The sequence below is a fragment of the Pseudobutyrivibrio xylanivorans DSM 14809 genome (assembly GCF_900141825.1).
GTDB classification, from domain to species: domain Bacteria; phylum Bacillota; class Clostridia; order Lachnospirales; family Lachnospiraceae; genus Pseudobutyrivibrio; species Pseudobutyrivibrio xylanivorans.
In genome coordinates, this window is sequence record NZ_FQYQ01000018.1 from 11,718 (window position 1) to 33,119 (window position 21,402).

The 21,402-nt window shown below is 38.9% G+C and carries 20 protein-coding genes; 18 read left to right on the top strand and 2 right to left on the bottom strand.

All coding sequences use genetic code 11. The features are described from left to right. Nucleotides 1-215: 215 nt before the first annotated feature. The 11 genes from BUA88_RS11670 to BUA88_RS11720 all read left to right on the top strand — a co-directional run bounded on the left by BUA88_RS11670 (nt 216) and on the right by BUA88_RS11720 (nt 12,802). Nucleotides 216-1,382 (top strand): acyltransferase family protein, encoded by a 1,167-nt coding sequence (locus BUA88_RS11670; RefSeq protein WP_072918227.1) that lies wholly within the window; start codon nt 216-218, stop codon nt 1,380-1,382. A 42-nt stretch (nt 1,383-1,424) separates the two neighbouring features. Further along, nucleotides 1,425-2,570: a glycosyltransferase gene (locus BUA88_RS11675; RefSeq protein ID WP_072918230.1), complete on the top strand. Its 1,146-nt coding sequence runs from the start codon at nt 1,425-1,427 to the stop codon at nt 2,568-2,570. A gap of 1 nt (nt 2,571) precedes the next feature. Next, on the top strand, nt 2,572-3,414 hold the full coding sequence (locus BUA88_RS11680; protein ID WP_072918233.1) for an ABC transporter permease: 843 nt from the start codon (nt 2,572-2,574) through the stop codon (nt 3,412-3,414). A 23-nt stretch (nt 3,415-3,437) separates the two neighbouring features. Then, a complete protein-coding gene (locus BUA88_RS11685; RefSeq protein ID WP_072918236.1) occupies nt 3,438-4,577 on the top strand; it encodes a glycosyltransferase in 1,140 nt (379 codons plus the stop codon). A gap of 20 nt (nt 4,578-4,597) precedes the next feature. Then, the gene (locus tag BUA88_RS11690; protein WP_072918239.1) at nt 4,598-5,530 is read left to right on the top strand and encodes a glycosyltransferase family 2 protein; all 933 of its coding nucleotides are present in this window, start codon (nt 4,598-4,600) and stop codon (nt 5,528-5,530) included. Continuing rightward, complete coding sequence (locus BUA88_RS11695) at nt 5,520-6,749, top strand: ABC transporter ATP-binding protein (RefSeq protein ID WP_242939615.1); 1,230 nt, start codon at nt 5,520-5,522, stop codon at nt 6,747-6,749. The genes BUA88_RS11690 and BUA88_RS11695 overlap by 11 nt, the downstream gene beginning before the upstream one ends. A 115-nt stretch (nt 6,750-6,864) precedes the next feature. After that, complete coding sequence (locus BUA88_RS11700; RefSeq protein ID WP_072918242.1) at nt 6,865-7,932, top strand: GntR family transcriptional regulator; 1,068 nt, start codon at nt 6,865-6,867, stop codon at nt 7,930-7,932. Nucleotides 7,933-8,189: 257 nt separating this feature from the next. Continuing rightward, on the top strand, nt 8,190-9,689 hold the full coding sequence (gene araA, locus BUA88_RS11705) for an L-arabinose isomerase (protein ID WP_072918245.1): 1,500 nt from the start codon (nt 8,190-8,192) through the stop codon (nt 9,687-9,689). Between the two features lie 132 nt (nt 9,690-9,821). After that, a complete protein-coding gene (gene fsa / locus BUA88_RS11710) occupies nt 9,822-10,478 on the top strand; it encodes a fructose-6-phosphate aldolase (protein WP_028248532.1) in 657 nt (218 codons plus the stop codon). Nucleotides 10,479-10,506: 28 nt separating this feature from the next. Then, nucleotides 10,507-12,102, top strand: a complete 1,596-nt coding sequence (locus BUA88_RS11715; RefSeq protein ID WP_072918248.1) for a xylulokinase — start codon at nt 10,507-10,509, stop codon at nt 12,100-12,102. Between the two features lie 4 nt (nt 12,103-12,106). Continuing rightward, nucleotides 12,107-12,802, top strand: a complete 696-nt coding sequence (locus tag BUA88_RS11720; RefSeq protein WP_072918251.1) for an L-ribulose-5-phosphate 4-epimerase — start codon at nt 12,107-12,109, stop codon at nt 12,800-12,802. 180 nt (nt 12,803-12,982) lie between these two features. Here BUA88_RS11720 and BUA88_RS11725 read toward each other — a convergent pair whose 3' ends face one another. Together BUA88_RS11725 and BUA88_RS11730 are read right to left on the bottom strand one after the other, a co-directional pair. Continuing rightward, nucleotides 12,983-13,699 (bottom strand): N-acetylmuramoyl-L-alanine amidase family protein, encoded by a 717-nt coding sequence (locus BUA88_RS11725; RefSeq protein ID WP_072918254.1) that lies wholly within the window; start codon nt 13,697-13,699, stop codon nt 12,983-12,985. Between the two features lie 131 nt (nt 13,700-13,830). Next, on the bottom strand, nt 13,831-14,985 hold the full coding sequence (locus BUA88_RS11730) for a D-alanyl-D-alanine carboxypeptidase family protein (RefSeq protein WP_072918256.1): 1,155 nt from the start codon (nt 14,983-14,985) through the stop codon (nt 13,831-13,833). Between the two features lie 191 nt (nt 14,986-15,176). On the opposite strand from BUA88_RS11730, the gene BUA88_RS11735 reads away from it, so the two are divergent. The 7 genes from BUA88_RS11735 to atpF all read left to right on the top strand — a co-directional run bounded on the left by BUA88_RS11735 (nt 15,177) and on the right by atpF (nt 21,400). After that, the gene (locus tag BUA88_RS11735; RefSeq protein WP_072918259.1) at nt 15,177-15,719 is read left to right on the top strand and encodes a glutathione peroxidase; all 543 of its coding nucleotides are present in this window, start codon (nt 15,177-15,179) and stop codon (nt 15,717-15,719) included. A gap of 74 nt (nt 15,720-15,793) precedes the next feature. Continuing rightward, a complete protein-coding gene (locus BUA88_RS11740; protein ID WP_072918261.1) occupies nt 15,794-17,902 on the top strand; it encodes an amylo-alpha-1,6-glucosidase in 2,109 nt (702 codons plus the stop codon). An 82-nt stretch (nt 17,903-17,984) separates the two neighbouring features. After that, nucleotides 17,985-18,251, top strand: coding sequence for a kinase to dihydroxyacetone kinase (locus BUA88_RS11745; protein ID WP_072918264.1), 267 nt, complete (start codon nt 17,985-17,987; stop codon nt 18,249-18,251). A gap of 99 nt (nt 18,252-18,350) precedes the next feature. Next, complete coding sequence (locus tag BUA88_RS11750; protein ID WP_072918266.1) at nt 18,351-19,640, top strand: amidohydrolase family protein; 1,290 nt, start codon at nt 18,351-18,353, stop codon at nt 19,638-19,640. Nucleotides 19,641-19,855: 215 nt separating this feature from the next. Beyond that, nucleotides 19,856-20,542, top strand: coding sequence for a F0F1 ATP synthase subunit A (locus BUA88_RS11755; protein WP_028248525.1), 687 nt, complete (start codon nt 19,856-19,858; stop codon nt 20,540-20,542). 20 nt (nt 20,543-20,562) lie between these two features. Further along, nucleotides 20,563-20,787: an ATP synthase F0 subunit C gene (atpE, locus tag BUA88_RS11760; protein WP_028248524.1), complete on the top strand. Its 225-nt coding sequence runs from the start codon at nt 20,563-20,565 to the stop codon at nt 20,785-20,787. 130 nt (nt 20,788-20,917) lie between these two features. Beyond that, nucleotides 20,918-21,400, top strand: a complete 483-nt coding sequence (gene atpF, locus BUA88_RS11765) for a F0F1 ATP synthase subunit B (protein ID WP_072918269.1) — start codon at nt 20,918-20,920, stop codon at nt 21,398-21,400. Nucleotides 21,401-21,402 lie beyond the last annotated feature (2 nt).

Below are 21,402 nucleotides of genomic sequence, written 5' to 3' on the forward strand. Positions count from 1 at the left end.
TAACTTTCCTTAGCTCTTTTGTTATACAACGAAATAAATACAAATGTCCAATAAATGGGAATATAACAACAACTTGAATAAAAAAATATGAATAGCGTTATAAAACATGTGGGTTATTACGGTTATGCGGTTTTATATAATGTGTTATAATCGTTATCGCTTGTATTTTGAATTATTTGACAATGCAACGATTTAGAGATAAATGAGGATAAACTGTGAAAATATTCAGAAATATAAATTTTCCAATCACAACATCAATTGGAATGTTTGATTTATTAAAAGGAATAGCAATGTTGCTGATTGTGTTTGGACATAATAGATCGATTTTTCCAACAATGAAGCTTGATATTATCACAAGATATACAAACGAAGGTGCTTTTAGATATATACCATATGTATATGAGGCGTCTATTTTTGGAAGGCTATGTTTTGCGGTGATAGGAGCTGTAGTTGTTTCTTTGATGCCAGCACTATTGATTTTGTCAGGTTACACTGTTAGGAAAAGATCTGTTTCAAAATGCTTTTCATTGGAGTATAAGGAGCTATTAAAGCCTTATCTCTGGGCTACAATTGCCACAGTAGTTTTTAATTTTATTTTTCATTTTTGTTTTTTCAGATATATTCCAGGAGCATTACAGGAGAGTGCGAAGGTACTCGGTGGAATGGTGCTTGGGTTTTCTCAGAATGTTCAATTAGGAAAGATTACTTTATTTGCTAATGGTCCCATATGGTTTGTTTTAGCACTATTCTGGGCGTTGGTTATTTTCAATATCCTATTAAACATGATGGATGAAGAAAAAATAAAATATTACGCGCTAGGCTTATCGTTCATAGGATGGCTGCTTAGCTATGTGAAATATACACCATTCTGCCTGTCGCAGGGGTTGATTGGTGTTTTGTATGTTTATATGGGCTACTATACTAGAAAATCAGGAATCCTTACATCAGAGCACAGTGACAAGTTAATTGTAAAATACACCTTATTTGTAATCATACCTAACATAATTCTTACGTTCTTTGGCATGCTTACAGAAATGGCCGATAATGTATATTCTTTAGGACCTGTTACTTATATAGAAAATGGTTTGCTAGGAATAGGTGTGTTATATGTTTTTCTGAGAATCAATAAAACAAATAATGGAAAAATAACAAACGCACTTAGATATTTAGGAAGATATTCATTTTATTTTATGTGTATACATACAGTAGAGATGATAGCGTTTCCATGGTACTTAGTAGCTGGGAAATTTGTAAAATATCAGCTCTTAGGTTTTGTGTCTGTTTATATTGTTCGAATTATACTCATTTTTCTTATGCTAAAAGTGTTGATTCGAATTATAGAATTATATAACAGAATAAAGATTAGAAAGACTATAGGATAGAATTAGTTAGCTCTAGGGATTGAATTATAGAAGGAATTATCAATGAAAAAGAAAATTCTTATAATGAATGATTTAGCATTTGGCGGTGGCGTGGAAAAACTCATGTATGATTTAGTTTGGGCTTGGCATGAAAAGTATGAGATCACTGTCATGACTTATAAATATGATGAATCATTTTATGAGCATTATCCATCGGATGTTAAATATTTATCAGAAAGTGTTCCAAAGGAATATAAATCTAATTTTCTTGTTCATGTCTTTAGTAGTATCAATCGTAGACTCTATGAGCACACGTTTATGGCTAGAATAAAAAGAATGAACTTTGATGTTTTGCTTTGCATGAAAGAAGGTGGAACTCTTTTAAGTGCAGCAAAATACGATATTCCTTTGAAATATGCTTGGAATCATACAGATTATAATAACCATTACTATTCGGAGTATATTTTTGGTAGTAAAGAAAATGAAGTTGCAGCGATGCAGCAGTTTAGGAATATCATATGCGTATCAAAGGACATTAAAAAAGGTGTATGTGATGTGATAGGAGACCCAGGAAATCTCATTGTTAAGTACAATCCAATCAATATTGAGAATGTTTTAAAAAAGGCTAAAGAGCCTGTAGTTGATGTTGATTCCTTGGAATTGCCAAAAGACGAACAACCACTGAGATTTGTCAGTGTTGGACGAATTAACGACCAAAAGGGGTACACTCTTTTGATTGAGGCCTGCAAAGCACTTGAAGATGATGGCTATAAATTCGAGGTTATTGTCGTTGGTGGAAGAGAGCCTTGGGGTAATGAATATGAGAGGATTCAGGAAGAACTGAGAAGAACTGGAGTTACAAGCTGCAAGTTTATAGGTGCACGTCAAAACTCGTATAAATATATTGCAATTGCTGACTGGTTTATATCTAGTTCTATTTATGAGGGATATTCTCTTGTAAGTCAGGAGGCAGCAATTCTGGATGTCCCAATGATTCTTACTGATTGCTCAGGAGTCAGAGAATTACTTGGCGATAGTGAGTATGGAATCGTTGCTCCAATTCATGTGGTTGGAATTTATAAAGCAATGAAACGAGTAATGGATGATGCTGGTCTTCACGAGTATTACAAGAAAAAGATTATGGAACGAAAGAAAATCATTACTTACCAGGATCGAATTAACGAAATAGAAAAATTATTTGAAGGATAATATGAGTAAAAACTGGACAACGGTTATTGAACCAAAGGTTCCGCTATTTAAGGTACCAATTAAGGAAATAATTAAATATAGAGAATTAGTGTGGACCTTAGTAAAAAGAAATTATGAGGTCCAGTATAAGCAGACGATACTAGGACCGCTTTGGCTGATTTTTAGCCTGATTATTAATTCAGGTATTTTTTCATTTGTATTTGGCTATGTGGGACAATTTTCATCTGACGGAACACCTTATTTTCTTTTTTATATGACAGGAAGTGTGGTTTGGGATTTCTTTATTAGTTGTTTTGGAAGTAATACAGGAGTGTTGCTAGAAAACAGTTACCTCTTTGGAAAGGTTTATTTTCCAAGACTTATAATGCCGATTGCGAACATTCTTTTTAATGCGATAAGAGTTGGAATCAAGTTTTTAGTGACCTTGTGTGCTTGGTTATTCTTTTATTTGGCAGGAGACGCTCAGATGATTGACCTGAAGATTTTATGGGTTCTGCCAATAGCATTAGTAATGTCGCTGATGGGAACAGCAATGGGACTAATTGTTTCATGTATAACTATTAAATATAGAGATTTTTCGCATATGGTGGGATTACTCACAACAGTGATGATGTATGTATCTCCTGTAGTTTATTCCACTTCTCAGTTACCTAAGTATGTTCAAGGATTGGTGTATATAAATCCTATTTCTTCATATGTAGAGGCATTTCGACTTTGTATGTTAGGAAGCGGAGAAATAAATATGTTAGCACTTATTTATAGCACGATTTTTACTTTAGCATTAACGATAGTTGCAGTTGTGATGTTTAATCAGACTGAAAAGGATTTCATAGATATTATCTAATGGAATTTATGTATAGGAGCACTATGAAGAAAAAACTACTTGTTACAAACGATATACTTTTAGGCGGTGGCGGTGTCGAAAAGCTCATGTATGATTTGGTGTGGGCTTGGCATGAAAAGTACGATATTACCATCATGACGTTTGATTATGATAAGCGCTTTTACGAGTACTATCCAAAAGATGTAAAATATTTAAGTTTATCTAAGGGAATTATAAAGCCTAATGCTGAGCGGGGGTTTTGGTTCTGGATAAGAAAACCGTATAGGGCCATTGTAGAGTTAATGGTAAACGCTATGAGATTTGATGTCTTATTATGCATGAAGGATGGTTGGCCACTTTGGAGAGGTGTTAGATATAAGATTCCAGTAAAATTCGCGTGGCATCACACTGATTATAATAATTATCATTCCTCAAATTATATTTTTGGAAATGAAGAAAACGAAGTTAAGGCAATGCAGCAGTATGACAATATAATTTGTGTTGCACAGAATGTGAAAAAAGGTATCTGTGATGTGATTGGAGACCCTGGAAATCTTGTTGTTAAATATAATCCAATTAATGTGGATATTGTATTGAAGAAATCCAAGGAACAAGTAACAGATATTGAATCAATGAAGCTTCCTGAAAAAGATCGTCCAGTTAGATTTGTGTCTGTAGGTAGACTTAATATGCAAAAAGGCTACACACTTCTTATTGAAGCAGCTAAAAAGCTTGAAGATGAAGGCTACAAATTTGAGATTATAGTGGTTGGCGCCAAAGAAAAGTGGGGAGACGAGTATGAAAAAATACAAATTGCACTGAAAGAGACTGGCGTAAAGAGCTGCAAGTTTATAGGTGGAAGAAGTAATCCTTATAAATATATGGCTATTGCAGATTGGTTTATTTCAAGTTCTATTTTTGAAGGATATTCGTTGGTAAGTCAGGAAGCAGCAATTCTTGATATTCCAATGCTTTTAACAGATTGCTCTGGTGTTAGAGAACTGTTGGGAGATAGCGAATACGGCATTGTTATGCCAATAGATGTGGATGGAATTTACAACAATATGAGAAGGGTTTTGGAAAATCCCGAACTTCGCAGTTACTACAAAAACAAGATTTCAGAAAGAAAAGAAATCATTGATTTTTATAAGAGAGCAGCTGAAATAGAGAAACTATTTTCTTGAGTTATTTATAGGTTGAGTTGATGGAATATAGTGTAATAATACCGATTTATAACACAGAAGCATATTTGAAAGAATGCCTTAATTCTGTTGCACATCAAAGTTTTAAGGATTATGAAATTATCCTGGTGGATGATGGAAGCAAAGATCACTCAGGAATTATTTGTGATGCATTTGCAAAAGAATATGAAGGGTTATGTACGGTTATTCATAAGGAAAACGGTGGTCTTTCTTCTGCAAGGAATGCAGGTCTTGACGTTGCAAAGGGCAAATGGATTGTCTTTGTGGATAGCGATGACATGATTTCTGATAAGTTCTTTGAGAAGCTTGAAGATGCTAAATCCGAGTATGATGCTCAACTGTACTCGTATAATATTAGAAGAATTGACATAAATGGAAATATAGGTGAAAAGATTATTTATACAAATGAAAATACCGGACATCGTTTTATTAATGCCCAAGACTTAAGTTGTTATATTAGTACCAGGCTGAGTGTTTATAAAGATGGCTGGGAAGCATGGGGAAGAATATATAAAAAAAGCATTATTGATGAATACAAAATAAGATTCGTGGATACTAAAAAAGTTTTTGCAGAAGATTTGTGCTTTACTCTTGAGTATATGCTTCATGTGAGAGCAGTGTTTCAGCTGTGCGATATGCTTTATTTTTATAGAATTACACCAGGTTCACTTGTTAACCGGATATCTCAGGAGACCATGTTATTAAAACTTTATAACTTGGGTGAATACATTTATGAAAAATGTAAATTATACAACAAGCCATTGAACAAAGATTTCAAGAGCTTCTTTGAGAGTCTAATAGGATTTCATATTGAATATAAGCTTAAGAATCTTAGTGATAAGGATTTAGATAAACAGCTGGATTCTATTAGAAATACCAAGTATGGTAAAAAATGGGCTAATGTTCATATTAGAGGAAACAATTTTGACAAATAATGATGTAGTTTTAAAAATTGAAAACGTAGGTAAAGATTATATTCTGGGAACTGTTACCGGAGAGACCTTAAAAGATGCTTTGCGGCAAAGAAGGAAAAATAAAAAAGGTGCTGATGACGAATTGCAGGTTCATAATAAGGTTTTTACTGCCTTGGATGATGTTTCCCTGGAGATTCGTCGCGGTGAATGTGTAGGTTTAATTGGTTCAAATGGTGCAGGAAAATCTACACTATTAAAGCTGATATCCCGTATTACTTCACCTTCAAGAGGGCGTATTTATATTGATGGCAAGGTATCAAGTATGCTTGAGGTTGGTACGGGATTTCATCCAGAATTGACTGGACGTGAGAATATTTATCTTAATGGTTCAATCCTGGGGATGCGTCGTCAGGAAATTGATGCAAAGCTTGATTCCATTATAGAGTTCTCAGAGTGTCAGGAATTCATAGACACTCCTGTAAAGAGATATTCATCAGGAATGTACGTAAAGCTGGCATTTTCAGTGGCTGCGCATCTTGACTCAGATATTATGATAATGGATGAAGTATTGGCTGTTGGAGATATTAAGTTCCAGCATAAATGTCTTGATAAAATGCGTGAAATCGCAAAGACTGAGGGGAGGACAATTCTATATGTTAGTCACAACATGGAGACTGTTCACAATCTATGCGATAGATGTATTGTTCTTCAGCATGGCAAACTTGCTTTCGATGGATCTGTAGAGGAGGCTGTAAAAAAGTATAATGGCGTTGATGTTAAAACTGAAACCACTTCAGATTATGCAGGATACATGAGACCAGGCTGGTTGCAGAGAGATGATGTGAGATTGACATGGGCCGAGTATCCTGACAAGGATAATAACGTATTTACGGATGATAAAATGCGTATATTAATTAAGTACAAAAACATAAAAGAAGTACAGAAAGCTGGAATTAGAGTTGAGTTTATGTCAGATACTGATCATCCATTTGCAACACAGGTTTTTGATAATGTAGTTAATGGAATGCCTGGAGATGAAGGTGAATTTGAAGTAGTTGTAGATTTATCCAAAATTCAGCCAGGCACATATCAAACTTTCTATACTGTGTATGTGCTTAACCCTTATGACGATGGTGTTGATTTGGATTGTGTAAGAGGACTTGATGTAACCATCGAAAGAGAGCATATCCAAGGAGAGCTTAAATGGAGAGCAAATTCTTGGGGAAGCATTAAATTATAATGTTTTTTAGAGCTAAGGAATAAAATTTCCTTGGCTCTTTTTGCTTGAGAGGAGAATAAGCCTTTGATAAGATAATTTTATTAAAGAAAAAATGAATTCATTTTCAAGGGGAAATATGGTTTCTACAAAGTATGAGTTTATAGTAAATGATATAAAGAAACAGATTAATCTAGGGGCTTATTCTGTTAATGAGAAGATTCCCTCTGAGAATCAGCTGGCTCTAAAGTATGATGTGACTCGTCAGACGGTGAGGCATGCACTATCGGTTCTTGTTAGTGAAGGATACCTTTATTCAAAACAGGGAAGTGGTACCTTTGTGGCACCGCAATTGAAAAAGCGTGGCAACAGTAAAAATATTGCTGTTGTTACAACTTATATGTCCGATTATATTTTTCCTAGGGTTATTCAAGGAATCAATAAAGTGCTGTCAGAAAGAGGATATAGTATTCTCTTGAAAACCACCAACAATTCCCGCAAGGGAGAGGCGTGGTGTATGGAGGAGCTTCTGTCAAAGAATATCGATGGAATGATTATTGAGCCAAGCCAAAGCGCTATTAGCTGTCAACATCAGGTACTTTATGAACAGATGGATTCCATGGGAATTCCTTACGTATTTATACAGGGATGTTATGAGGCTATGCTGGACAGGCCACACGTTATGCTTGATGATGTAGAGGGCGGAAGGCTTATTACAGAACATTTGATAAAGCTGGGCCATAAGAATATTGCAGGAATTTTTAAGGCTGATGATATGCAGGGAATATTTCGCCATAAGGGATATGTTAAGGCTCTCACCGAGGCAGGGATTCCTTACAATCCGGATTTAGTGGTTTGGTATCACACGAAGGATAGAACAATGCGCCCATTAGAGGGAATGATACATATTCTGGAGAGTGGTATCAGCTGTCATGCTGTGGTTTGCTATAATGATGAAATTGCAGCAGATGTTATAAAGGGGCTGACTGGTATTGGTCGACAGGTGCCGCATGATATTTCAGTTACTGGTTTTGATAATTCTCTTCTTGCCAAAGGCAGGGGGATTACCACTGTATCTCATCCACAGGAGGATATGGGGCGTATGGCAGCTGAGACTTTGATTGGACTTATAGAAGGAAATGTAAGCAGAAAAGAGGCTCACATTTTGCTGACACCGGAGCTTGTGGAAAGAAAAAGTACTTTATAGGCTTCTCTTTGAGGCGTGCTTGTACACTTGAAAACTAACTTGTACACTGTTTATACTAATTGAATTTACTGAGAATGTGGATAAAGAGAATACAACTTGTAAGCAAAGGTGTACAAGTTGTATTCTTTTTTGTAGAACATATATTAAGGAGGGACCCTTTAGGGAAGATGCCTTAATATCCAGAACTGCCCATTGCCTTTAGGCAATTTTTAATGGCAGTTCTTCCATCGGTATAATAAGTATTGGAGGATAATTTTATGAAAACACAGCTTAACTACAAGTTCTGGTTCTGCACAGGTTCGCAGGATCTCTACGGTGATGAGTGCTTATCACACGTAGCAGCACACTCAAAGGAAATCGTTGAGTGTCTTAACAAATCAGGAGTACTTCCATTTGAAGTAGTATGGAAGCCAACAATGATTACAAATGAGGTAATCAGACGTACATTTAACGAGGCCAACAATGACCCAACATGTGCTGGTGTAATCACATGGATGCACACATTCTCTCCAGCAAAGTCTTGGATACTTGGTCATCAGGAGCTTAGAAAGCCACTTTGCCATCTTCACACACAGTACAATCGTGAGATTCCATACGAGACAATGGATATGGATTTCATGAATGAGAATCAGGCTGCTCACGGAGATAGAGAGTATGCTCATATCCTTTCAAGAATGGGCGTTGAGAGAAAGACAATAGTTGGATATTGGCAGGATGCAGAGGTACAGGAGAAGCTTGCATCTTGGATGCGTACAGCAATCGGTGTTGTAGAATCCAGCCATATTCGTGTTATGAGAATTGCTGACAACATGCGTAACGTTGCAGTTACAGAAGGTGATAAGGTAGAGGCTCAGCTTAAGTTTGGCTGGGAAGTAGATGCTTATCCAGTAAATGAAATCGCAGAGGCAGTTGCAGCAGTTTCTCAGTCAGATATAAATGCACTTGTAGATGAGTATTATGGTAAATACGATATTTGTCTCGAGGGACGTAATCCTGAGGAGTTCAGAAGACATGTAGCTGTTCAGGCTCAGATTGAGCTTGGCTTTGAGAGATTCCTTGAGGAAAAGAACTATCAGGCAATCGTAACTCACTTCGGTGACCTTGGCGCATTACAGCAGCTTCCTGGTCTTGCTATACAGAGACTTATGGAGAAGGGCTATGGTTTCGGTGCAGAGGGTGACTGGAAAGTTGCAGCTATGGTTCGTCTTATGAAGATAATGACTACAGGCATGAAGGATGCTAAGGGTACTTCAATGCTTGAGGATTACACATACAATCTTGTAAAGGGCAAGGAAGGCATCATTCAGGCTCACATGCTTGAAATTTGCCCAACTATTTCAGACGGCCCAATTCAGATCAAGTGCCAGCCACTTTCAATGGGAAATCGTGAGGATCCAGCACGTCTTGTATTCCAGTCAAAGGAAGGCAAGGGTATTGCTACATCACTTATCGATTTAGGAAATCGTTTCCGTCTCATCATTCAGGATGTTGATTGTAAGAAGGTTGAGAAGCCACTTCCAAAGCTTCCTACAGCTATCAACTTCTGGACACCACAGCCAGATTTCTATACAGGCACAGAAGCATGGCTTCTTGCAGGTGGTGCACATCACACAGCATTTACATATGATCTTACTGCTGAGCAGATGGGAGACTGGGCCGCAGCTATGGGAATTGAGGCAGTTTACATTGATGCTGATACAAAGATTCGTGACTTTAAGCGCGACCTTGCACTTGGAAGTCTCGTATATGGAAAGTAAAAATCTTGCCATTAGTTAGTCATTAATTTGATTGTGGAGCTTTTAACGTAGTAATAGAATTACTAGCATAACCACAATTGATTAAAAATATGGCTCAAGTATTTGAGCAGGTAAAAAGAAGGAGAAAAAGAAATGAAGTTATTCGTTGACACTGGAAAAATTGAGGACATTAAGAAGGCAAATGATCTTGGAGTAATCTGCGGAGTAACAACAAACCCATCACTTATCGCTAAAGAGGGTGGACGTGCTCAGGAAGATATCCTTAAGGAAATCGCTTCAATCGTTGATGGACCTATCTCAGGAGAGGTTAAGGCTACTACAGTTGATGCTGAAGGTATGATTAAGGAGGGTCGTGAGATTGCTGCTATGCATCCAAACATGGTTGTAAAGATTCCTATGACAGCAGAAGGTCTTAAGGCAGTAAAGGTTCTTTCAGCTGAGGGCATCAAGACAAATGTTACACTTATCTTCTCAGCAAACCAGGCAATCCTTGCTGCAAATGCTGGAGCAACATATGTATCACCATTCCTTGGCAGACTTGATGACATTAACATGGCAGGTATTGATCTTATCCGTGATATCGCAGAGATCTTTGATATCTATGGATACGAGACAGAGATTATTGCTGCATCAGTTCGTAACCCAATTCACGTTACAGACTGCGCACTTGCAGGTGCTCACATTGCAACAGTACCATACTCTGTAATCGAGACAATGATTAATCATCCACTTACAACTGCAGGTATTGAGAAGTTCCAGAAGGATTACATTGCAGTTTTCGGAGAGTAAAAAATTAAATTATTGGGGGAAATAATTTATGAATATTAATGAGATTATCGCAGAGGGCAAGAAAACTGCTCTCGGTATTGAGTTCGGATCAACACGTATTAAGGCGGTTTTAGTTGACGAGGACAATAAGGTTCTTGCTCAGGGTGACCATGAGTGGGAGAACCACCTAGATAACGGCATCTGGACATATCCACTTGAAGAGGTATGGGAAGGTGTTCAGGATTGCTATGCTAAGCTTAAAAAGGATGTTAGCGATAAGTATGATGTTAAGCTTAAAAAGCTGGGTGCAATCGGATTCTCAGCTATGATGCATGGTTATCTTGCATTTGATAAAGATGATAATCTTTTAGTTCCATTTAGAACCTGGAGAAATACAATCACAGGCGAGGCTGCTACAGAGCTTTCTAGGGAGCTCAATTTCAACATGCCACAGCGCTGGAGCATTTCACACTACTATCAGTGTATTTTAAATAAGGAGCCACATGTACCAAATGTAGCTTATTTCATGACACTTGCAGTGTACGTGCACTACAAGATGACAGGCCGCAAGGTGGCTGGTGTTGGCGAAGCATCAGGTATGTTCCCAATCGACTCAACAACATGCCAGTATGACAAGGCTATGCTTGAGAAGTTCAACAAGCTTGCTGCAGCACACGGTGTTAGCACAAAGGTTGAGGATCTTCTTCCAGAGGTTCTTGTAGCAGGTGATGATGCTGGTACTCTTACAGCAGAAGGTGCAAAGCTTCTTGATCCTACAGGAGAGCTTGAGCCAGGATGCCCACTTGCTCCACCAGAAGGTGATGCAGGTACAGGTATGGTTGCTACAAACGCTGTTTCTGTTGGTACAGGTAATGTATCAGCTGGTACATCAGTATTCTCTATGGTTGTATTGGAAAAGGCTCTTTCAAAGCCATACGAGGAAATCGATATGGTAACAACACCTACAGGTGAGGCAGTAGCTATGGTTCACTGCAACAACTGTACATCAGATCTTAACTCTTGGATTGGTATCTTCAAGGAGTTCGCTGATGCATTTGGTGTAGATATTTCAATGAATGATATTTACGGTACTCTTTATCGCAAGGCTCTTACAGAGGATGCTAACTGCGGCGGAGTATTATCATACAACTACTTCGGTGGCGAGCCAGTAGTTGGTGTGAACGAAGGCCGTCCAATGGTTGTTCGTCAGCCAGATGCTAAGTTTACACTTGCAAACTTTATGCGTTCAAATCTTTATGGAGCTCTCGGTGTTCTTAAGATTGGTAATGACATTCTCTTAAAGCAGGAGAAGGTTAACATCAAATCTATTACAGGACATGGTGGATTCTTCAAGACAAAAGGCGTTGGACAGTCAGTACTTGCAGCAGCACTTAATGCACCTATCACTGTTATGGCAACAGCTGGTGAAGGTGGTGCCTGGGGTATGGCAGTACTTGCAAATTACTGCATCCGTGATGACAAATCACAGAAGCTTCAGAGCTACCTTGATGAGAAGGTATTCGCAGGACAGGAGTCTACTACAATGGAGCCAGATCCAGAGATGGTAAAGGGTTACGACGAGTGGATTGCAGAATATCGTAAAGGACTTAAAGCTGAGTCGGCAGCTGTAGAAAATTGGAGATAATGATATGTTAGAAGAACTTAAAAAACAGGTATACGAGGCTAACATGGAGCTTCCTAAGCGTGGCCTAGTTACATACACTTGGGGAAATGTTTCAGGTATCGACAGAGAATCTGGAATCTTTGCAATTAAGCCATCAGGCGTTGAGTACGAAGATTTAAAGCCAGAGGATATGGTTCTTGTAAATCTTGATGGTGAAGTTGTTGAGGGCAAATATAGACCAAGCTCTGATACAGCTACTCACTGCGAGTTATACAAGAAATACGAGAATATCGGTGGAGTTGTCCACACTCATTCTACTTATGCAGTAGCATGGGCACAGGCTGGCAGAGATATTCCACTTTATGGAACAACACATGCAGATTATTTCTGCGGAACAATTCCATGCACAAGAAATCTTACAGAAAAGGAAATCGATGAGGCATACGAGGTAAACACTGGCAAGGTAATCATCGAGACCTTTGAGGACAGAGGAATTAATACAAAGTACGTGCCAGGAGTTATCTGCAAGAACCACGGCCCATTTACATGGGGCAAGGATGCAGACCAGGCCGTATACAACGCAGTTGTACTTGAAGAGGTTGCTAAGATGGCTCTCTTCACAGAGCAGGTTAATCCACAGGTTAAGCCAGCTCCAGATTGCATCCGCGACAAGCACTTCAACCGTAAGCACGGCGCAAATGCATACTACGGACAGAATTAAGACTTTTTTCTCATTTTATACTCAGTTTCTTCACAAATAGAAATACGTGAAGTTATATAATGGTACCACTAATAATAGATTAAGCCATTCGTTACCGAACGGGGTAGCGGGTGGCTTTTTCGTATGTTGGCAATAAAAAGGAGATGGCTGATAAGCCACCTCCTGTAACTTCATTAAGATTTATTTCTGTGAAAAATAGCTATCGATACCAGCTACAATTCCTTCGGCGATTTTTTGCTGATAATCTTCCTCTGCAAGCCTTTCATCATCCTGTTGATTATTCAGGTTTCCAACATTTACAATTGCATTTGGAACTGTGCACCAGTTGATTCCCATTAATTTATCTGATTCGAGAACTTTATAGCTTTCAGCACCAGTTTTGTCTGCAAGACTGCCAAGTAAAGTATCCGCAAGCAAACGGCTGTTACTATAGTTTGTTAAGCTATAAGGATTATCTTTAGTCTGGCAAATAACGGTAATTCCTTTTGAAGCATCATTAGGGTTACTTGCATGGATGCTGATATAAAGGTCTGCCTTAAGAGTATTTGCAATCATGGCTCTGTCTGAATTAGACATATCCACATCATTAGATTTGCGTGTAAGCTCGACTTTGTAGTTGTCACCAAGCAGCTCATTGACCTTTAAAGCTATTTGCAAATTAACGTCATACTCTTTGTTTCCAGTAGTAACACCTGTTGCACCAACCATATCTTCGGAAACTCGCTTCCAGGCCCCTGGTCCGATTGATTCCTTTTGATTATTTTCAATAGCCTGACACCCGGGGTCAATTACGATAATGCGCTGTTTGGCCTGTGCAGTGATGGCGGACAGACTAAATGCCACAAAGAGGAGAATTACCAGAGCTATTGAGTTAATTTTCTTGAGATTTTTAATCATGGAAAACACTCCCTTTCTACATAAATCTATCACCTAAGTGTATTATCGGTCTTTTATGTGAAAAATGTATGTCATTTTGGAAGTTTTTTACATATTATTCATATTAAACGTTTAAGTTTTTAGTTGCTTTTTCACAAATAATAGTTTTGGAAGCCCATATTAATTAATCGATTGGTTTCGTAGTATCTCATCGAGACTGTGCTACCATCAAACATTGTTCGATTTTTGGCCCCTAAGACAACGGAAATAACAGATTTTTCATTTTGTTTTGCTACGCACACAAGACATTGACCAGCTCTGTTTGCAGTTCCAGTTTTTCCTCCTATTACATATGGATTGTAATATCCGCTTGCGGGATTGATTAATGAATCTGTGTTTTCAAGAACTCTGACAGTAGGGCAGAGATTAGTGGCTGGTAACACTGCTTTAGTAACATTGAAATACTTATTAAATAGAGGATGCTGAATTCCGTTGGCAGCAATTAAATACAGACTGTAAGCGTTGGTATACATTTTTTTATCTGGATAGCCTGATGGGTTAGTGAAATTTGTATCGACGCAGCCTAGCTGAGCAGCCCTTGCATTCATCATAGCCACAAAATTTGGAACAGAGCCAGCAACCAATTCAGCCAAAACATTACATGAGTGGCAATCTGAGCTGACCATCATGGCTGTCAGCAGCTGATCTACGTTAAAAACTTCTCCCGTCTGGATACGAGGTGTGACATGGCTTGCATCACTAGGCATGCCTTTGATTGATTCGGCAGAAACCATTACAGGAGTTTCTAGTGCAATCTGTCCAGACTCAATGGCTTCAATGGTAAGCAGTGCGGTCATCATTTTTGTGGTGCTGGCTGGCTCTAATCTGTCAGTGGCTCCCTGAGAGTAGAGTGGTTTACCGTTGCTAAGGTTCATGACCAAAGCGGCTTTTGCATCCATTGATGTTAGCTTATAAGCTGTAGTATTTGGTTGCATGGAAAGTGCCTGTTGAGAAATATAAAAAGGTGTACCCCCTATATCTACTCGCCAATAGCCATTGCTGGTTAGTCCTGTTACAAGCACAGGATTATTGGCTGTCAATGTAGTTACATATGTAGATGGATCTGCGTCAGCAAACACTTCTGTACCGTTGCAGGACAAAAGTGTACCATTTGCCTCTGAAATAGAGTAAGATGCAGCTCTTGCATATATTGAATTTCCGGGAATGAACCCCATCAATAGTGTGATAACAAACGCTGATAGAAGAAGATTTAAGACAATCCTCCTAGAATAAAAAGACTTATACATTAATTACCCTCCCCAAATATAAATATACTATAATTATTTTAACAGATGTTGATATTAGACCTCAATCAATAATAATTTCAAAAAAGGTGTTGACAAACAAAATTTAATTGCGTACAATTCAACTATAAAATCAATTGCACACAATTAATCTAAACGAAAAATATATTTTTAAAAGAATGGAGGATTACACAATGGGATTCTATGATTTATCAGTTGAGCAGACAAATGGCGAAATGCTTTCAATGAAAGAGTTTGAGGGCAAGGTTGTTATGGTGGTTAATACAGCTACAGGCTGTGGCTTCACACCTCACTACAAGGATATCGAGCGTATCTATGAGACCTATCATGATAAGGGTTTCGAGGTAGTTGATGTTCCTTGTAATCAGTTTGCAGGTCAGACACCTGGAAATGATGAGGAGATTCACGAGTTCTGCCAGCTTAACTACAATACACAGTTCCCACAGATGAAGAAGACTGATGTTAATGGCGAGAATGCTACTGAGTTATTCAAATATCTTAAGTCTCAGAAGGGCTTTGAGGGCTTCGGTAAGGGACCTGCAGCTCTTGCTATGGGAGTAATGCTTAAGAAGATTGATAAGGACTATAAGAACAACCCAGAAATCAAGTGGAACTTCACTAAATTCATCATCGATCGTCAGGGTAATGTTGTAGCACGTTTTGAGCCTACAGCAGACATGAAGAAGGTAGAGGAATGTGTAGCTTCTCTTATTTAATATAGGGGTGGTCATTTAAGGGCAAAATCGTTACAATTAATTCGTTGGGGATTATGACGAAATGGAGAATTGTAATGAATTTTGAATATGTTTTTGACAAGTTAAATAATTATAAAGCTAATCTTTACAGGGAGTGGCTCTTAACAAATGGCCTTGGTGGCTATGCTGGAAGCACCATTATTGGTGCGCACATGCGTACCCATCAGGGCTATTTGATTGCCAGCCTTCGTCCACCGGTGGACAGATACCTTGTATTTTCTAAGACTAACGAGAGATTAGTGTGCGGTAGCAGAATCTACGATTTGACTACGGCCCAGCATAAAGGCCCATACACAAGCGAATTCAATCAGGGCAATATGCATTTGAAATATTTCAAATATGACGGCACCATCACTTATGTTTACGAGGCAGGTGGCATGCGCCTCACCAAAACCATTTCATTAGTGTATGGTAAGAATCAGTGTGTTATCGCATATACGTTAGAGAATAATGGTCCAGCCGCTGGGGTGGTTATCACACCTCTAATGAATTTTAGAGAGCATGGCCAGCACATGACAGTCGACGATTTACGTTGGGAGCTTCCAGAGGAAGTATTCCAGGAGGTAAGGGATGAGGCCAGCGGAAATGTTGGCTTCTTCTACAAGCCAGTTGGTCATTCGAATATACGTATTTCTCTTCTGAGTGCAGGCTGCGAGATGGTCAAGCGCAACAACATCTATGATGAAAACATGGAGCTTCAGTTCGAACTGGATAACGAGGCTGATGGTCTTGATTGTCACCTTAAGCCATACGATTTCGTTATGGAGGTTGAAGCAGGAGGAGTGTCAAAATGCTCCTTTGTTTGTACTGTTGATATAAGAGAAAACGTTGGCAAGAAGCGAGGCGCCTTTGAAAAGCTTCCAGCTATTGGAAAAGATACAGCTTTCATTGAGATAGAAAAAGCTAAAAAGCGTGTTGCTGATTTAATTGAAAAAGCGGAGTTCTCTGATGAGGATGAGCTTGCCCAGCTTCTTACAGTTGCAGCAGATCAGTTTATCGTAGACAGAAAATCAACAGGTGAAAAGACAATCATGGCAGGGTATCCTTGGTTCACAGACTGGGGCCGTGATACTATGATTGCTTTCACAGGTCTTTGCCTTGAAACAGGAAGGTTTGAAGAGGCAAAGTCGATTCTTAAGTCATTTTCAAAATACATTAAGAACGGTTTGGTTCCTAATATGTTCCCAGATGATGGAAAGGATCCGCTCTACAACACAGCAGATGCTTCTCTTTGGTATTTCTACGCAGTTTACAATTATCTGAAATACGTAGATACGGATGATGCATGGAAGTTTGTGGAAGAGGAAATCTATCCAGGACTTCAGGAAATTATGGGAGCCTATCGCAAGGGAACATTGTTCTCAATAGGAATGGATGATGATGCTCTTATGCGTGCAGGTTCTGGTCTTGATCAGGTAACCTGGATGGATGTGCGCATTAATGATGAGGTTGTCACACCTCGTCACGGCAAGCCTGTTGAGATTAATGCGCTTTGGTACAATGCGTTGATGACTATGGATGAGATTTCTAGAGGAATCGCTCGTCGTACCCATAACAAACCAGAGAATTATCTTGCCTACGCAGGCGGCTGTAGTCAGCTTGCTATGTGGGTAAAGGAAGCATTTAACGAGGAATTCTGGTATGAAGAGGGCGGTTATCTATATGATGTAGTAAGTGATGATTTCAAGGATGCCAGTCTTCGACCAAATCAAATTTTTGCAGTCAGCCTTCCATTTACAATGCTTGACCCTGAAAAGGAAAAGTCGGTTGTTCGAGTGGTCAAGGAGAGACTTTATGTTGGTGTAGGACTTCGTTCTCTTGATGTGGACGACCCACAGTATATTGGAATTTATAAGGGAGCCCTAGAAAAGCGCGACCATGCTTATCATCAGGGTACAGCCTGGGGATTTTTACTTGGTGCATTTATAGAAAGCTATTTAAAGGTTGGCGGCGGTAGCCCACAATCTATCGAGGAAGCAAAAGCATTTTTTGAGCCAGTAGAGAAGCACCTTGTGAACAATTGCATCGGTTCTATCAGCGAGATTTTTGATGGAGATGAACCACACTATGGCCGCGGTTGCTATGCACAGGCCTGGTCTGTAGGTGAGGTGCTCAGAGCTTATGCATTATTAAAGTCTGAATAAGGTTAGAATAAACTTACTACCTTTTTTATAGAAACTATGTTAAATTATAGCTGTTAAAAATGATTATATGGAGGACAAAAATATGTTACCAGAGCAGTCAATTGAATTTAGATATGATACTCAGCTTCTTATTGAGGGAGAGGACCTTGATGAGGATGCAATCAACGATTACATCACAGAGAACTTCAAGGGAGATTGTCTTCTTGCAGTAGGTGATGAGGAGCTTATTAAGATTCACTATCATACAAACGAGCCATGGAAGGTATTAGAGTATTGCCGTAGTCTTGGCGAAATTTACGATATCGTAGTAGAAGATATGGATAGACAGGCAAGAGGATTACAGGGTTAGGAGATAGGGGGGCCCCGCCAGGGGGAGAACCTGTCTCCCACAGCAGGCCCATTGCCGAAGGCAATTTGCATGGGCCTTGCTTTCCCGAAAGGAATTTAGATGAATAATAGTTTTATTTTGCGTGGAGGCATTGCTTTCTCCGAAGACAAAAATCGAATAACAACATATTACAGAGGATACATCGTCTGCGTTGATGGAATCTGTATGGGAGCTTTCCCTTCATTGCCAGATGAATATAAAGATCTTCCACTTTATGATTATGGTGAGAGACTCATCATTCCGGGCATGACAGATTTACATGTTCATGCACCTCAGTACACATTCCGTGGAATTGGTATGGATGAAGAGCTTTTAGAGTGGCTTTCTACATATACATTCCCTGAGGAAGCGAAGTACGCTGATATGGAGTATGCACGTCGAGCCTACAAGTATTTCACAGAGGATTTGCGACGTTGCTTCTCTACAAGAGCTGTAGTATTTGGTACACTTCACACTGATGCCACACTTGAGCTTATGGATCAGCTTGATAAGACTGGCCTTATTACCTATGTTGGTAAGGTCAACATGGACAGAAACGGCGGAGAGAATTTACAGGAGGAGAGCGCAGAAGCATCTCTTGAGGCTACAAAAGAATGGCTTGAAAGATGCAAAGGTAGATACGTAAATACGTATCCAATTCTTACTCCAAGATTTATTCCTTCATGTTCAGACGAGCTTATGATGAGTATTGGTGTTCTTTCAAGAGAAAATGGCTTGAGAATCCAGTCGCATCTTTCAGAGAACCTTTCTGAGATAGCATGGGTGAAGGAACTTGTTCCAGAATCTACCAGCTATGCAAATGCATACGAGATATTCGACACAATGGGCACACCTGATTGTCCTACAATCATGGCGCACTGTGTTCACTCTGACGAAGAAGAGATGTCTATATTAAAGAAGCATGGAGCATATATTGCTCACTGCGCAGATTCAAACATGAATCTTACATCAGGCATTGCACCAATCAGAAAGTTTATGGATGCAGGAATTAACATTGGTCTTGGTACTGATGTTGCAGCAGGCTCATCAATGAACATGGTGAAGACTATGCTAATCACTCTTCAGGCTTCTAAGATGTACTATCGTTTGGTAGATCAGAATGTTAAGCCACTTACATTTGAAGAGGTATTTTATCTTGCAACAGAAGGTGGCGGAAGTTACTTTGGCAAGATTGGTTCATTTAAGCCAGGCTTTGATTTTGATGCTGTTGTTGTTGATGATAGCAAGATGTATTCAATGCGAGATATGTCGATTCGCGAGCGTGTTGAGAGAATGTGCTACAACGATGCAGATGCGATAATAAAAGATAAATTTGTTAAAGGCCGCAAGGTATATACAAGGATAGAATAGTGAAAGACAGAGTAGTGCGTACTGCTCTGTTTTTTTATTTCCATGAGAATTAAAAAGATAACAGATTAATCACAGTTCTAACAAAAACATCTACTATAATCCTTTAATGTAGAACAATATACCCTGTGCTATACAATATTCATAATTTGTATCTTATATTTTTGTGTAAAAAGTCTAGAATAGAGGACATATGAATAAGATAAGGAGGTGTTTTCTTGAATTTAGCAGAAGAGCTTATTGAAGAGCTAAATTGTGAAGCCGTTTTTACCCTCCACATAGGTAGTTATGAAATTCCGGTTATGGAGTCAGTTGTAGTTACCTGGATTGTAATGGGCATTCTTATTCCGTTAGCTATATTCTTAACGACGGGATTAAAGACACAAAATATCAGCAAGAAGCAGGCTTTCGCTGAGTTTATCTACGAAAAGCTGCACAGTATCGTAGGCGGAATGCTAGGCGAGGAAGCTAAGCAGTACACGGTCTACCTTTCAACAGTCCTTTTGTATATTGGTTTATCAAATATAATCGGATTGATTGGATTTAAGTCACCAACTAAGGACTTGAATGTTACATTAGCATTAGCACTTATGAGTATCATTCTTGTAGAAGGCGCAGGTATTTACCAGCACGGGGTTAGAAAGTGGCTCCACAACTTTACAGAGCCAGTTGCCATCGTAACTCCATTCAACATTTTGGATGTATTCACAAGGCCATTGTCATTGTGCATGCGACTTTTTGGAAATGTACTTGGCGCATTCGTAATCATGGAATTACTTAAGATTGTATGTCCACCAGTTATTCCAGCAATCTTCTCCGTATACTTCGATTTATTCGACGGATTATTGCAGGCATACGTCTTCGTATTTTTAACATCGTTATATATTAAAGAGGCAGTAGAATAAACTTCTAGGAGGAAAAATTTATGAACACACTTATAGCAATCGGAGCAGGTATCGCAGTTGTAACAGGTCTTGGAGCAGGTATCGGTATCGGTATCGCAACAGGTAAGGCTTGCGAAGGTATCGCACGTCAGCCAGAGGCAGAAGGAAAGATTCAGAAGAACCTTATCTTAGGTTGTGCCCTTGCAGAGGCAACAGCTATTTACGGTTTCGTTATCGCACTTATGATTATCGTAATGCTACAGTAAATGTATCAAGGAGGGGCCCTTTAGGGAAGATTCCTTGATATCCAGAACTGCCCATTGCTGAAAGCAATTATAAATGGCAGTTCTTCCTTGAAAAAATGTAGATAAATAAAAAATTTAAGAGGATATAAAAATGATTAACGTTTCATTTTGGAATATACTCTGGACTGTTGTGAATCTTCTGATTCTTTGTCTTGCATTTAAGAAGTTCTTCTTCAAGCCAATCGATAACATCATCGAGAAGCGTCAGGAAGAAGCTAAAGAAATCTACGACAAGGCTGAGGAGACAAACCGACAGGCTGAGGAGTACGCAAAGCAATATGAGGATAAGCTTGCCAACGTTGAGTCTGAGAAGAAGCAGATTATTCTTGAAGCAAGAAAGAACGCAGATAATCATTATCAGAAGATTATTGCAGAGGCTCAGGAAGATGCCAAGACTATCCAGGAGAACGCTATTGCTGAGGCTACAATCGAGAAGAACAAGATTATTTCCAGTGCAAAGAAGGAAATTGCTGATATGGTTGTAGAAGCTACAGCAAAGGTTATCGGAGGAAGAACAGGGGCTGATATTGACAGCCAGTTGTTTGATGATTTTATTGATAAAGCAGGTGAATAACA

Coding starts and splice junctions, on each gene's coding strand:
- BUA88_RS11675 (WP_072918230.1), top strand. CDS start 1,425: ATGAAAAAGAAAATTCTTATAATGAATGATTTAGCATTTGGCGGTGGC.
- BUA88_RS11680 (WP_072918233.1), top strand. CDS start 2,572: ATGAGTAAAAACTGGACAACGGTTATTGAACCAAAGGTTCCGCTATTT.
- BUA88_RS11685 (WP_072918236.1), top strand. CDS start 3,438: ATGAAGAAAAAACTACTTGTTACAAACGATATACTTTTAGGCGGTGGC.
- BUA88_RS11690 (WP_072918239.1), top strand. CDS start 4,598: ATGGAATATAGTGTAATAATACCGATTTATAACACAGAAGCATATTTG.
- BUA88_RS11700 (WP_072918242.1), top strand. CDS start 6,865: ATGGTTTCTACAAAGTATGAGTTTATAGTAAATGATATAAAGAAACAG.
- araA (WP_072918245.1), top strand. CDS start 8,190: ATGAAAACACAGCTTAACTACAAGTTCTGGTTCTGCACAGGTTCGCAG.
- fsa (WP_028248532.1), top strand. CDS start 9,822: ATGAAGTTATTCGTTGACACTGGAAAAATTGAGGACATTAAGAAGGCA.
- BUA88_RS11715 (WP_072918248.1), top strand. CDS start 10,507: ATGAATATTAATGAGATTATCGCAGAGGGCAAGAAAACTGCTCTCGGT.
- BUA88_RS11720 (WP_072918251.1), top strand. CDS start 12,107: ATGTTAGAAGAACTTAAAAAACAGGTATACGAGGCTAACATGGAGCTT.
- BUA88_RS11725 (WP_072918254.1), bottom strand. CDS start 13,699: ATGATTAAAAATCTCAAGAAAATTAACTCAATAGCTCTGGTAATTCTC.
- BUA88_RS11730 (WP_072918256.1), bottom strand. CDS start 14,985: ATGTATAAGTCTTTTTATTCTAGGAGGATTGTCTTAAATCTTCTTCTA.
- BUA88_RS11735 (WP_072918259.1), top strand. CDS start 15,177: ATGGGATTCTATGATTTATCAGTTGAGCAGACAAATGGCGAAATGCTT.
- BUA88_RS11740 (WP_072918261.1), top strand. CDS start 15,794: ATGAATTTTGAATATGTTTTTGACAAGTTAAATAATTATAAAGCTAAT.
- BUA88_RS11745 (WP_072918264.1), top strand. CDS start 17,985: ATGTTACCAGAGCAGTCAATTGAATTTAGATATGATACTCAGCTTCTT.
- BUA88_RS11750 (WP_072918266.1), top strand. CDS start 18,351: ATGAATAATAGTTTTATTTTGCGTGGAGGCATTGCTTTCTCCGAAGAC.
- atpE (WP_028248524.1), top strand. CDS start 20,563: ATGAACACACTTATAGCAATCGGAGCAGGTATCGCAGTTGTAACAGGT.
- atpF (WP_072918269.1), top strand. CDS start 20,918: ATGATTAACGTTTCATTTTGGAATATACTCTGGACTGTTGTGAATCTT.